The sequence below is a fragment of the Candidatus Deferrimicrobiaceae bacterium genome, from assembly GCA_036504035.1.
GTDB lineage: Bacteria > Desulfobacterota > Deferrimicrobia > Deferrimicrobiales > Deferrimicrobiaceae > JANXPS01.
The window spans coordinates 150,515-164,544 of record DASXVV010000013.1 but is presented as its reverse complement, the minus strand read 5'-3'; the positions used below and the strand labels follow the sequence as shown (position 1 = coordinate 164,544).

Here is a 14,030-nt window from a genome sequence, read left to right as displayed (position 1 = left end):
TATATATGTTCGACCTGTCCAGTTGTTCCTTGGCGGAGCAAAAGATTCCTGATTCGATCGAGATTCGATCCGTAATAGACCTCGAAGGACTCCGAACGGACGAATTGAACCAATTTTATGAGAACATCGGCAAGTCCGAGTTTCTTGGTCAGGCAGCGGAACGGTTCAACATCGGTGCCCTCTTATGGGTCATGCGATTCGAGGGACAAATGGTTTCATTTCTTTGGACGACGCGTCAAAAAACAGTTGAGCCTTTTTATTTTCCGCTAACAGGGAAAGACTTGTATGTGTTTGATGGTGGGACCAATGAACTGTTCCGGGGGAAAGGGTTATTTCCGATTTTCATGAATTTCGTGTTTTCCAATGTATCGACCCAGGGAGTCGAAAGAGCTTACTACGTTGTAAAAAAATGGAACATTGCGATGCAACGCTCCACGTCCAAACTAAACAATGTCGTCCTGGGCGTAGCCAAAAAAACCGAACGTTCCAACAGGGTGGTGGTCACCTGGTTTGATCCCGAATCCCTGAAAGGGATCGACTCGAACCTTCCTGCCCGATGACTTCCGTGACGCAACCTTCCGTCGTTCTCATCACGCCGGCCCGAAACGAAGGGGGCTATATCGAGAGAACGATCTTGAGTGTGCTTTCCCAGGCCGTACTCCCGGTCAAATGGATCATCGTGAGTGACGGCTCTACCGATTCCACCGAAGACATCGTACGGAAATATTCCGCAAGACACGCGTTCATCGAACTCATGAGGAACGATTCTCATGACGCCCGAAATTTCGGTGCAAAAGTTCGGGCCTTTCAAGTGGGGGTAAAAAGAGTCCATGAAATGCATTTTGATTTCATCGGGAACCTGGATGCGGATGTGACCTTTGGCCCGGATTATCTTGAAAGGATTCTCGAGAAGTTCGGATCCAACGATCGGCTTGGAATCGCCGGCGGGGACATTCTCGAGATGCATGGGGATCGATTCCAGCGACGCATCAACGCCGAGCATGCTGTGGCCGGGGCTGTACAATTGTTTCGCAGGCGATGCTTCGAGGATGTGGGAGGATTGAATCCTTACAAGCTCGGGGGAGAGGAGTGGGTCGCTCAAGTGATCGCACGTCACCAAGGGTGGGAAGTCCAGACTTTCAAGGAGCTTGAAATCTATCACCATCGCCGTGTCGGTCTACATAAGGGAAGCGCACTCCGGGGACGATTTCTGTCTGGGGTCAAGGAGAGCATCATGGGCACAGCCCCCCTTTTCCTTTTGGCCAAATGTTTCCGACGGATTCAGGAAAAACCGGTTCTGTTCGGAGCGATCGCGATCCTTTCCGGATACCTGCTCTCAAAGATCAAACGGGATCGCGCAGTCGTCGATTCTGATTTCATCAGGATGCTGCGGCAAGAGCAAGGCAGGATCTTGTCGGAAGCTCTCCGGAGTTTCACCCGTAGAGAGGAGGCCCAGAAATGAAGACGGCCATGGTGGTCTTCTCGCATTATCCCTCCGACCCGCGGGTGCGCAGGGAAGCCGAAGCGCTAGCCGACGAGGGCGGGGAAGTCCATGTCATCTGCTTGAGAGGGGAGGGGGAATCCCCTGTCGAGTCGTTCCGGAATATCATCGTCCATCGACTTGACATTCAGCGCAAGCGTGGGAGAAAACTCAGTTATATATCGGAATATGTTCGCTTTATTCTGATGTCTTCCGTCAAGCTTGCTGCTCTCCACATTAAATATCGATATCGCCTGGTTCATGTGCATAATATGCCCGATATCTTGGTGTTTACCGCTCTTGTTCCGAAGCTGACAGGATCAAAAATAATTCTCGATCTTCATGATCCCATGCCCGAGGTATACATGGCAAAATACGGGATGAAACGAGAGGATTATTTCATTAGATTCTTGAAGTATCTTGAGAAAAAGAGTATCTCATTTGCGGATCGCATATTGACTCCAAATATTGCGTTCAAGAATCTTTTTCTAAATCGTGGTTGCCCTGAAGCAAAAATACAGATCGTAATGAATTCCCCGCAAGAATCTATTTTTGATTCGCAATACTCTTCCACGGGGAAAAAAAAAGAGGGCCAACACTTTGTTTTAATGTACCATGGGACAATTGTCGAACGACATGGGCTAGGAGTGGCGCTGGATGCGATAAAACAGTTGCAGAAAGCGATCCCCAATATACGGTTCCACGTCTTCGGGGACGGGGATTCATATTACCAAAAGTTTATGGAACGAATCAATGAGTTGGGCCTCCAGAAGATCGTCCAAGTGCACGGGCGTGTGTCGTTAGAAAAGATTGCTTCTGCAATTGAAGAGGTTGATATTGGGATTATTCCAAACAACAAAAATGTATTTACGGACCTGAATTTTCCAACACGAATATTTGAATACTTAAGCAAGGGCAAACCTGTTGTCGTCCCAAGGACTAGAGGTATACAGGATTACTTCAAGGAAAACGAAATATTTTATTTTGATCCAGGCAATCCAGAAAATCTGGCTAAAACAATATTGAATATATACTCAAATCGTTCATATCGGGATCAGGTTCAGATGAATAGCCAAGAAATATATTATTCTTGCCAATGGAAAAATCAAAAAAAGGTGTATATAGATCTAGTAAAGCAATTAGTCGGGCCTACCCATCTTGAGACACAATAGTGTAATCCGACAGCAACAGAGATTCACATTCTTGATGTTTTTGTAATCCGTTAGGATCCGACCCACAAAAACTCACAATATATCGATGACTTGGCCGTTTCGGGCAACGGGAATGAGTTTTGCTGTGTGTTACTTGGGATACGATACATGCATTTGGAGGGAGATTTGTGCGCAAAATTCTGATTTCATGCTTGTTGGCTCTGTTGCTTCTTTCCGGTTCAGGGAGCGGTTGGGCCGCGTACCACTATATCCGTCCCGGGGCGACCGGAAACAATAATGGAAACGATTGGGTGAATGCCTATCCGTCGATTCCGACGTTGCTGATTCGAGGGGACACTTATTACCTTGCGGACGGCACTTATCCTGAAACTCGTTTCACTACGCCGGTTTCCGGCTCTCTTTCGATCACAATCAAAAAAGCCATCCCGGCCGACCACGGGATCGATAACGGCTGGATTGATACGTACGGAACCGGAGTGGCAAGCTTCGAAGGAACAACGACCGGTGCGATGGTGTACATTACGACCTCTAATTGGATCATTGATGGTCAAACCGGTTCAGAGGAGACCGGTCATGGAATCAAAATCACGACTACAGCGTGCGGCATAAGTTCGAAATTGCTGCAAGTCGCGGCAGGTGCCAGCAACATCACGATTACACACGTCGAAATGGAACATTGCGGCGAGGATATCGGGCAGTATGATGTTACGCTTTCGCAGGATGCTTTTTACCTGAATGGCGACGGGACCAACGACAATATCACGATATCGAATTGCAACATTCACAACGCGAGCCGAATGCTGATCCTTATCGCAGGCGCAAGCAACTGCACCATCGAACGAAATGCGATCCACCACAACCATAATGTCGGGGTGGGGCGCCCTCATATGCAGGGGATCCAGTTTGGTTCCCTTTACACTCCCCGCTCCCTTGTTCACGACGTCACGGTTCGCTACAATGTATTCCATGAAATCATGGGTACGGGTGTTATCCAAGCGCTGAACAACGATTTTTACAACTTCGATATCTATGGGAATTTGATCTATACTGACAACTCGGACCGATACAGCACGAGCCCACGAACCATCGGGTCTACTAGTAATGACAATACATCAGTACATAGTATGCATGTTTATAATAATACTATTGTAAATCAAAATATCGGGACCAGCAACCAGTGCGGGGTTAGTTGGGCCAACATTTATGGTGAGGGCGTAGACAATACAAGCATTGTATATAACAATCTCTTTTACAACAACGCTAACTTTACGATCGGTTCCGGGCAACTTCGTGGATTTAACTGGTACTACAATTCGAATCCGCCAACTGGTACCCAATCCGAACCTAACATCGAGATTGGCACCCCGGATGTATTTGAAAATCTATCCGCTAAAATATTTACTCTAAAGAAATCTACGAAAACAGGGATCCCGCTTCCCTCACCGTTTAATGAGGACATGTTCGGCAAAATTCGGGGAGGGTACGGAGTTTGGCAACGAGGGGCCTACGAATTGATCACGAAACGCCCCCTGAGTCCCTTTGCAATCGCGATTACCCCTTAATCGTTATTCTACCGGAGCGGGGCGGAAAATCCGTCCTGCTCCGGGATTAGGCTTCGAGAAATAAGGACGACCGCCGTTTTCCCCCTCCTCCCCATCGTCTTGGACCCCAATGAAGACTGACACCAGCGTCCGATATCTCGATTTCAAGAGATCCAAGGAAACGGTCATCGACGCAGGCGCCTTCAGTCTGACGCTCATTGCCGGGTTATTCCTTCTTGTGCTTCCACGTCGCAAGGCATTGATTCCCATTCTGCTGGTGGCTTGCTATATCACCTCCAACCAACGAATCATGATTGCCGGTCTTGATTTCGACATGTATCGACTAATGATTATATTTGGCTTTTTAAGAGTTTTGTTACGCAGCGAAACTCGTTCCGTTCACTTGAATTCTATTGACCGGGTATTTATATACTATATATTGTCCACCGTGGTAATGTATACAATCCAATTAAAGACTTTAGGTTCTTTTATCAATAGATCGGGATTTGCGTTTGACGCTTTTGGAATATATTTTCTCACTAAAATATTCATTGAAAGTGAACAGGATATCGCTGATTTGATTTCATCCGTTGCAATCATTATTATCCCTATGGCTATATTTATGACTGTTGAACAAATTACCGGACGAAATTTCTTCTCCGTATTGGGAGGAGTACCTGAGTTTAGCGAGATTCGAGAGGGGAGACTTCGTTCGCAAGCTGCTTTTTCTCACGCAATTCTTGCCGGCACATTCGGCGCCTCGCTATTCCCCTTGTTTTTTGCTTTGCGACATAAAGGGGCCCGTTATACCCCCTATGTGATGTTCGGCGTGATTTCCAGTATCGTAATTACTTTCACATCATCTTCCAGCGGCCCACTTCTGACGTTGCTGGCTGCCGGAGGCGGGTTGATGCTGTGGGAAATGCGGTCCAGGATGCGAACGATCCGCTGGGCCATGATCATTGCCCTCATCGGACTTCAGTTGGTCATGAAGGATCCGGTTTGGGCAATCATTTGGCGCTTGACGATTGTAGGAGGCTCAACTGGCTACCATCGCTTCATGTTGCTCGACCAGACCATCCGAAGAATTGGCGAATGGTGGTTTTGCGGTTCCAGTAATATGGCGTATTGGGGATGGGGGCTCCAGGACATCACCAACCAATTTGTCCTTGTCGCTGTGACCGGCGGGCTTCTCCCCCTGATCTTTTTCGTTATCCTGCTCTCAAGATGTTTTCGGACGATCGGGAATTCCATCCGGTCCGTCCAATTGGAAGAGAACACTAAGCGATTTTATTGGGCCCTTGGAGCCTCTCTTTTTGCCCATACGGTGTCGTTCATGGGAGTTTCCTATTTTGGGCAAATGTTGATTGTCTGGTATGTATTTCTCGGAGTTCTGTCTCGGGTCAGCGATCTCAATTTAAGCATAAACGCGACGGCATAAACATGCCGATCGCCCATGACCGTATTTTGCTGAAAATATTCCGGTTTCTTTTGTTTCTGCTTATCTTTTTGCCGGTTGTATCCAGCCACGCTTCCGATATCATCTTCATCGGAAACCATAACGACCAAGGTGATAATAAATTATTTCTGACGATAAAAGACGCCTCTGATTATTTAGGAGTAACGGTGGAATGGCCACGCGCGGAGACTTGCAATAACTATCGATCAATCGAATGCGAGATCGTTTCTTCCAGGATATCGGTTGCCATTATTACCCAATCATTACTTCCCAATCAGGATACCGCCGATTCAAAGGCGATATTTCGCCGCCTACAGAAACGACTGTCCTCTTTGATGATTGCTCGAATATCCCCAGCCGGCGATAACGACGTGCTTCAGTTGGCATCCGGAAATACAATCTTCGCCTCCGAGTTCAACCGGTCGATTAAAAAGACGCCTAAAAGTGAAATACTTGTGTTTCAAGGTAAACGAGTCGGACCACTTTCGGGCTGCTCAATCCCGGTTTTATCCGATGCAGCCATTCGGTTGGTTCCCGGAATTTCCAGGAATCTAGAGATGATCTTGGGAATCTCCACCGAAGGAAGGACAACGCCTCCCTCCTTATTCATGGGGTTTACACGCATTGGAAATCTTGATCTATTCGCTCTTGTTGACTCCAGATTAAAACCAACCCTGCCCCCAAAAGGACGTCAGGAGCTTTTCGTACAACGATTTATCGAACTTGCCCCGTTTCTCCTCTTTATCAAATCATCGCTTCCAGAACGTGTCTGGTGTGCTCCGCGGAAATTAGCAAACTTTACCATCGACGATCCATGGTTGATCGAACCGTATGGTCATCTTAATTATCATCGACTCCTCCGCGAGATGGACAGTGCTGGATTTCACACCACGATTGCTTTTGTCCCTTGGAATTACGAACGAAACCAAGAAGATGTTATTTCTATTTTCAAGCAAAGATCGGATCGGTTTTCCCTTTGCATCCACGGCAACAATCATGATCATCGCGAATTCGGCATGAAAGGGGATGAGTCGAATTCAGAAAAATCGGTACGACTTGCGCGAGAGGAGTTCAATATCCAGCAGGCGATTGCCCGGATGGAATCAATGCGAAAACGGATCGGGATTTCATATGATCGCGTCATGGTTTTCCCCCACGGGATCGCATCCAGAGAAACCCTCGGCCTCCTTCAAAAATACAATTTACTGTCGACATTTAATGTCTACAACCAGCCTCTGGGACACGATCGTTCCTCCAGCACGTCCGACATCTTGCGTGCATGGATTCCCACAGCGGGATCTTTCCCCTCTATCCGGAGGCATCCCCCGATCGAGGATATTTCTGCGAATTTGGCTGACCAGGAGGGCCCTTTTTCGGTGGGTTGGACCGACCCGAGAATTGTCGCGATTGAATTATTTTTAGAAAACCCATTGATATTTTACAGCCACCAAGATTATTTCGAAAATGGAATCGGCAGGTTCAATCACACAGCGAACTTCGTTAACAAGTTGGCACCTGAAATCCGGTGGTCAAGTCTCGGGGAAATTTCAAGATATCTTTACATCCAACGGATGAGAGCTGATGGCGACTATGATATTGCCGCGTTATCACCCGATATTACATTAAATAACACAGATAATTCTCTGCATCGTTACCACATTATAAAGATCCATGACGATTCAACGGGAATATATCGGATGACTGTCGATAATGTCAATTATCCCTTCTGCATCACGAAAGGATGTATTGAATTGATTGTCGAAATATTACCACACCAACAACGACAGGTCCGATTGGAATTCGCAAACGATTTCGTGACTGATGTTTTTCCCACCTCGAGGCAGGGCATACGGATCGCGATTCTTCGATACGCTTCCGACTTCCGCGATCTTGTAGTCTCCAGAAATCTAGTCGGCGCATTTTTCATTCGATTAATTTACAAACCCTCTCACTTCAAGTTATCGATCGCCCTGATAATATCGGCCCTTTCCATTATTGTCATTGTTGTGTTTCTGACAATTATAAAACATAAGGCAAAAGCCTATGAAGCTAAATAAACTTCTTTTTTACTTGTATAGTAAAAATAACATGCGTCGTCGGGGATGGATAAAAAACTTGATTTGTCGAATAGAAGGTGGTGAGTATTACTCACAGACTCTCCGTGATATATATTCTTCCTATCATCAGGTCAAGATCGGGATGTACACCCATGGAGGATGTTTTGTCCCCGGCAAATTTGACCGGTTCACCACGATCGGGCGATATTGTTCAATCGCTATGACCGCCACTGCGATGAACCGGAACCACCCTCTCGGATACAAATCGACCCACGCTTTTTTTTTCAACCCAAAATTGAAATACTGCGAACTTGACGAAATTTCCTATACCCCGCTCGTCATTGGAAGCGATGTCTGGATTGGACACTCCGCCATTATTCACCCGAATGTGAAGTCGATCGGTCATGGTGCCGTGATCGGCGCTGGAGCTGTGATTAACAAGGATATTCCTCCATACGCAGTCGTGGTCGGGAACCCGGCACGCATCGTTCGATACCGATTTTCTCCTGAGGTGATCGAGGAACTTCTGTCCGGTTGCTGGTGGGATAAAGACATTGACGAACTGAAATCGGAAATGAAGGAGTTTCAGAATTTCATACGAGGATCATCCTCCCCGTCCATCCCGGGAGACCGTTAGATCGATGTGTGGAATCGCTGGAATTTACGCTCCAAACAAAGAGCTTCCCGACGAAGGCATCCTTCGTCGTATGCTGTTTCAGATTCGACATCGTGGACCTGACGAATTCGGTACGTTCGTAGCCCCGGAAATCGGATTGGCGCATGCCCGTCTCAGCATCATCGATCTCGAGACGGGGCAGCAACCGATGTGTACTTTGGATGGAAGGTTCTGGATCGTGTTCAATGGCGAGATCTTTAATTATCTGGATCTTCGAAATAAACTGGTCGAAAACGGACATCATTTTCGAACTAAATCCGACACGGAAGTAATACTGCATCTTTATGAAGATAAAGGCGCGGCGACCGTAACCGATCTCAATGGCCAATTTGCATTCGCAATATGGGATCAATTAAAGAAGGAACTGTTTCTTGCTCGCGACCGATTTGGGATCAGGCCGCTATATTATATGAATTTCGGCACATCATTTGTATTCGGTTCAGAAATAAAAGCAATATTTGCTCATCCTGCTACAAATAGGAAGATCAATCCAATAGCAATCGACGATATATTCACTTTTTGGTTTCCACTCTCTCCGAATAGTGCTTTTCAAGATGTTCTGGAGATCCCTCCTGCGCACTACATGACGGTAACCTCAGCAGGAACTCGCCTGGTAAAATATTGGAATCTCCCCGAGGAAACCGACTTGCCCGGAGCTTTTTCTGTCGATGACTACGCTGAACAATTGCGCGATTTAATGGTGGATTCGGTCCGTCTTCAGCTTCAAGCGGATGTCCCCGTCGGAGTATTTTTAAGCGGTGGACTTGATTCTTCTGTTATTGCTAGCATAGTCAGTCACTATACACCCAATGACATTCATACATTTTCCATTTCGTTTCAGGACCCGGAGTTTGACGAAACAGATAAACAACGACAGATGACCGAGTATTTACGATCTATACACGCCGAAGTAAACTGCAAATTGGGGAGCATCTCCGACATATTTCGTGAAATAGTATGGCACACCGAAGTTCCGATTTTGAGAACTGCCCCTGCACCAATATTTCTTCTGGCGAAATTATTGCGTAAGAACAATTATAAAGTGGCGCTGACAGGGGAGGGGGCGGATGAAGTGCTTGCAGGCTACGACCTTTTCAAGGAAGCAAAGATCAGAAGGTTCATAAGGAAATCACCGCAATCAAAATCCAGATCAAGCTTGATTCGCAGACTGTATCCGTATTTGCGGAATTCTCCGACGCGCCACCTGTCCATTGCGCAATATTTCTTTAATGCCCAACCTGATCCTTTCGGGGCAACATTTGATTCCCATGCAAATCGCTGGAATCTGACCGCTCTTTCGAAGAACTTCTTCATGCCGGAATTTCGACGATGCATCCGAGAACCATTCCCCGAAAAGCGAATCGAGATTCTACTCGGGAAAACCATTCCATCCGACCCCCTCTCTGTGTCACAAAGGATCGAATTACAGACTTTCCTTCCTAGTTATCTTCTCTCTTCCCAAGGAGATCGAATGTTGATGGCCAATTCCGTTGAAGGCCGCTTCCCGTTCTTGGACCATCGAATAGTCGAATTCGGTTTCAGGGTTCCCCCGAATTTGCGAATGCGAGGGTTACGGGAAAAATATATCCTGCGCCGCGCGATGGCCGACATTCTTCCCGCGACCACCAGGAACCTGATCAAGCAGCCCTACCGGGCTCCGGACGCGAAATCCTTTTTCGAAGATCCCGGGAACGGGATAATTGATGAATTTCTCTCGAAATTCGCCATTGCAAAGGGAGGCATTTTCAATCCGGATATGGTGAGCAAGCTCGTAGACAAATGCCGAACATCAAAAGTTCTTGGATTCAAGGATAATTCATCTTTAATAGGAATATTGTCAACTCAAATACTGATCGATCGATTCATCAACCATTTTCAGTCAAACGACGAAATTCCATCCGAACGGACCAAGACGATTCGCTACCAATCACATGGCAAGGACAGATCAAATGTCAAAAACTGATTTTACTGACAAACAACATTATGGTCTTCGAAGTTCGACATGTGGGCCGCTTTTGCTCTGGATTTACAAGTATCGACGCTTACGGAAACTCTCCCTTTCAATTGCCTTCCGGCTTGAGGGAGGTCGTTTCCATTCCCGGTCCTTACGGATGATATTAAAAAAATATCATGGAATTCAGGTCGGCGCCTATAGTTACGGAGAGTGTCTGAACCCAGGCTCTTTCCCGAACGGAGTAACGGTTGGAAGGTATGTTTCAATTGGAGGCGGCGTTCGCATTTTTCTTCGTAACCACCCGATGGATCGTCTTTCGATGCATCCCTTTTTCTACAATAAATATCTTGGTTTTGTAAAGGAGGACACGATTGGAACCGGGAATATGGAGATCGGACACGATGCTTGGATTGGTGAGCGAGCTGTGATCACTTCAGGTTGTACTCATGTCGGAATCGGAGCCGTGATTGGAGCATCATCCGTCGTTACAAAGGATGTTCCAGATTTTGCTATTGTTGCTGGAAATCCGGCACGCATCATACGATATCGTTTTCCTGAGGAAATACGTAAATTGGTGCTGGAAAGTCGATGGTGGGAATTATCGATCGATGAGATTGCAATGCATATGAATCATATGGTCAAGTCTATAAGAAATGGTACGACGAGCCATCCGCTATTACACGAAATCAAATTAAAAGGTAAATATTGTGAACATTAAAGACGAAATATCTAATTTTATTTACAATAATATTCTCTTTGGCAACATAGAACATACTATCAATGAGAAATGTTCCTTATTGGAAAACGGGATTCTAGACTCAACAGGAATTTTAGAAGTTGTGGCATTTATTGAGGAACGTTTCGATATTTCCATTGAAGATACAGAACTAATCCCAGAAAACCTTGATTCAATCGCCAATATCGAACGATTTATATCCAGTAAGACAAAGCCACGGTTTTGATATTTCGAATTATCGCAAATGAAACAAATATAATAAACAGAGTCATTGAAGATATCGAATTATATTCGGATTATTTATTTAAAATACTTTTATGTTTCCAATTGTGCGCATAATTCGAACTTAAGGAATTATCCTTTTCATTACCTCCGCTATGTCACCAAGACCGGAGGGCGAATTCCCTTAAAAGAAATTGATCAATCAAATACGCTATACTGATCATATTCCAAAAACGATAACTGGTAAAATTCGACGGGCATGTGATCTCTAAGCCATTCCACAACAGGAGATTTAGGGATGAAACGAGAAATTCTGATTCAGGAATTTTTAGAAAGAAGTGCAATTCATACCCCTGATAAAATCGGACTTGTTTGTGGACAACAAAGGTTATCTTACAAAACTATTAATCAATACGCCGAGAATTTAGCCTGTGGCTTGAAGTCGAATGGCATCAAAAGAGGAGACAGGGTTGGAATATATCTCGACAATTCAGTCGAAAACGCTATCAGCATCTTTGGAGTACTCAAGGCAGATGCTATATTTGTATTAATTAATGGGGTAACAAAAAAGGACAAACTCGAATTTATCTTGAATGATTGCGGCGCTACCGCTCTCATCACCAATACAGATAATTTGGATATCGAAAGATCTATACGTGTTCCAAGTTTACATCTATCAATCGTAACTGGCGACATTGATCTAGACTATTCACCTGACAATAACAGATCGTATTTGAATTACCATGAATTGATCAATAAACATGGATCGAATTATCTCAAACCGGATAATATAGATATTGATATGGCCTCTATTATGTATACCTCTGGATCAACCGGGTTTCCCAAAGGAGTTATCCTGACCCATTTAAACATGATAACTGCAGCAAATTCGATAACCGAATATCTTGAAAACAATCAGGATGACATCATCATAAACTTTTTACCTCTTTCATTTGATTACGGGCTATATCAACTCCTCATGTCCTTTAAAATAGGCGGCAGGCTAATACTTGAACAAAGATTTGGGTACCCCGCCTCGGTTTTAGATTTGATCGAAACCGAAGGCGTCACAGGTTTCCCTGGGGTACCCACAATATTTTCCATCCTTCTAAGCTTAAAATTTCCAGATAGCCAAAAACTGAGAACGATTCGATACATCACCAATACCGCTGCGGCATTAAGCCCGGCTCATATCCAACGCCTCCGTACTCTATGCCCGAACGCAAAAATCTATTCTATGTACGGACTCACAGAATGCAAGCGCGTCACTTTTCTTCATCCGGACGACATCGACAAAAAACCAAACTCTGTCGGAAAAGGGATGCCAAACGAGGAAGTTTATTTAATTGATGATAACAACAAACGGATCACTAATAGAGAAGGTGTAGGTGAACTAGTTGTACGAGGGGCCAATGTCATGAAGGGGTATTGGAATAATCCAGAAGAAACCGAGAAATACTTAAAACCAGGACCATACCCGTGGGAAATGCAACTTCATACAGGAGATATTTTCAAAATAGATACCGATGGATATCTATACTTTCTCGGTAGAAGTGACAACATCTTAAAGATTAAAGGAGAGAAGGTTAGCCCAAAAGAGATAGAAAATGTATTGTATAGTATTGACGGTATATTAGAAGCGGCAGTAATCGGAGTTGATGACCCGATTTGGGGTACCATCGCAAAAGCGTATGTTTCCCTAGAGGAAGGGATCAATATAAATGAAATAGACATCATCAACTACTGCAAAGATAATCTGGAAACAATATGTGTACCAAAACATGTAAAAATAATGAAGTCTCTACCTAAAACTGAAAGCGGAAAAATATCAGTGAGACAATTAAGGGAAATAGAATTAACTTCTTAGCACTTTTTAATATTCAATGTATAATCGAATAACTAATGAACTGTCTCGGGGCAAGCCATGAGGTATCTAAACCAAGACCGCAAACCGCCGGAAGCGCAGCGAGTCGCGGGGAATTCTACCCGTTAGGGATTAATATAAAAATGTATGTCCCCTCAGACATGCCTAATATAGGTTTTCGGGGTTGAGGTGAGGTTTACGACGTTCATGAGCAGGGAATCCCTTTTGGGTAGAGTATTGGTTCCGGCCCCTCTAAGGGGCCCCCTGCGATGAACAAGTCTATCCGCATGTTCGGCCAGATTTTACACGTCGTCCCGAAGAGCGAATTTTACGCCATCGTCAAAGAAACGGGCGCCGAACGGGACGCCAAGGGCTATTCCTGCTGTGGTCAATTCGTGTCGAGGCTCTTTTGCCAGGTGGGGCAGGCCAAATCGCTGCGGGAGATCTGCGGCGGGTTGGCCAGTTGCCTGGACAAGCTCAAGCATCTGGATATTTCGGAAGCGCCGCACCGTTCGACCCTGGCGTACGCCAATGAACACAGGTCGTGGACGCTTTACCAGAAGCTCTTTTCCAGATACTTTCGATCTGTAAGCCTCTGGCCAAGGGAGCGGTGAGGTTGCACCTGCTCCTGGATCACGAGGGGTACCTGCCGGTCTTCGCCCACATCACGAAAGGAAACGTCCACGAAGTCAAGATGGCCAAGGACTTGTCGCTCCCGTCAGGTTCCATCGTTGCCATGGACCGCGGATACAACGACTACGGCTTCTTCGCGGAGCAAGGCGTATTCTTCGTTACTCGCCTGAAAGACAACGCTCTCTGCCACGTCGTCGAGGAGCACGCCGTTCAGGTGCGCGGTTCTTGTTCTTGAA

The 14,030-nt window shown here is 45.6% G+C and carries 13 protein-coding genes; all 13 read left to right on the top strand.

Translation table 11 applies throughout. From position 1 onward, the window contains the following. Positions 1-5: 5 nt before the first annotated feature. On the top strand, positions 6-560 hold the full coding sequence (locus VGK27_11860; GenBank protein HEY3490799.1) for a hypothetical protein: 555 nt from the start codon (positions 6-8) through the stop codon (positions 558-560). Further along, positions 557-1,462, top strand: a complete 906-nt coding sequence (locus tag VGK27_11855) for a glycosyltransferase (protein ID HEY3490798.1) — start codon at positions 557-559, stop codon at positions 1,460-1,462. The genes VGK27_11860 and VGK27_11855 overlap by 4 nt, the downstream gene beginning before the upstream one ends. Further along, on the top strand, positions 1,459-2,652 hold the full coding sequence (locus VGK27_11850) for a glycosyltransferase family 4 protein (protein ID HEY3490797.1): 1,194 nt from the start codon (positions 1,459-1,461) through the stop codon (positions 2,650-2,652). The genes VGK27_11855 and VGK27_11850 overlap by 4 nt, the downstream gene beginning before the upstream one ends. Before the next feature lie 167 nt (positions 2,653-2,819). Further along, positions 2,820-4,214 (top strand): hypothetical protein, encoded by a 1,395-nt coding sequence (locus VGK27_11845; GenBank protein ID HEY3490796.1) that lies wholly within the window; start codon positions 2,820-2,822, stop codon positions 4,212-4,214. Between the two features lie 109 nt (positions 4,215-4,323). Continuing rightward, positions 4,324-5,634 carry a hypothetical protein gene (locus tag VGK27_11840; protein ID HEY3490795.1) on the top strand — a complete coding sequence of 437 codons (1,311 nt, stop codon included), beginning with the start codon at positions 4,324-4,326 and terminating at the stop codon, positions 5,632-5,634. A gap of 2 nt (positions 5,635-5,636) precedes the next feature. Continuing rightward, positions 5,637-7,709 (top strand): hypothetical protein, encoded by a 2,073-nt coding sequence (locus VGK27_11835; protein HEY3490794.1) that lies wholly within the window; start codon positions 5,637-5,639, stop codon positions 7,707-7,709. Further along, entirely contained in the window at positions 7,696-8,346 is a 651-nt protein-coding gene (locus tag VGK27_11830) for a CatB-related O-acetyltransferase (protein ID HEY3490793.1), read from the top strand. Before VGK27_11835 ends, VGK27_11830 begins: the two co-directional genes overlap by 14 nt. Before the next feature lie 4 nt (positions 8,347-8,350). Further along, a complete protein-coding gene (gene asnB / locus VGK27_11825; protein ID HEY3490792.1) occupies positions 8,351-10,348 on the top strand; it encodes an asparagine synthase (glutamine-hydrolyzing) in 1,998 nt (665 codons plus the stop codon). Then, a complete protein-coding gene (locus VGK27_11820) occupies positions 10,335-11,057 on the top strand; it encodes a CatB-related O-acetyltransferase (protein HEY3490791.1) in 723 nt (240 codons plus the stop codon). The genes asnB and VGK27_11820 overlap by 14 nt, the downstream gene beginning before the upstream one ends. Then, positions 11,047-11,301, top strand: coding sequence for an acyl carrier protein (locus tag VGK27_11815; GenBank protein HEY3490790.1), 255 nt, complete (start codon positions 11,047-11,049; stop codon positions 11,299-11,301). Before VGK27_11820 ends, VGK27_11815 begins: the two co-directional genes overlap by 11 nt. A 294-nt stretch (positions 11,302-11,595) precedes the next feature. After that, on the top strand, positions 11,596-13,164 hold the full coding sequence (locus VGK27_11810; protein HEY3490789.1) for an AMP-binding protein: 1,569 nt from the start codon (positions 11,596-11,598) through the stop codon (positions 13,162-13,164). Positions 13,165-13,430: 266 nt separating this feature from the next. Further along, positions 13,431-13,775, top strand: a complete 345-nt coding sequence (locus VGK27_11805; protein ID HEY3490788.1) for a DUF4372 domain-containing protein — start codon at positions 13,431-13,433, stop codon at positions 13,773-13,775. A 2-nt stretch (positions 13,776-13,777) separates the two neighbouring features. Continuing rightward, on the top strand, positions 13,778-14,029 hold the full coding sequence (locus tag VGK27_11800; GenBank protein HEY3490787.1) for a transposase: 252 nt from the start codon (positions 13,778-13,780) through the stop codon (positions 14,027-14,029). Position 14,030: the final 1 nt, after the last annotated feature.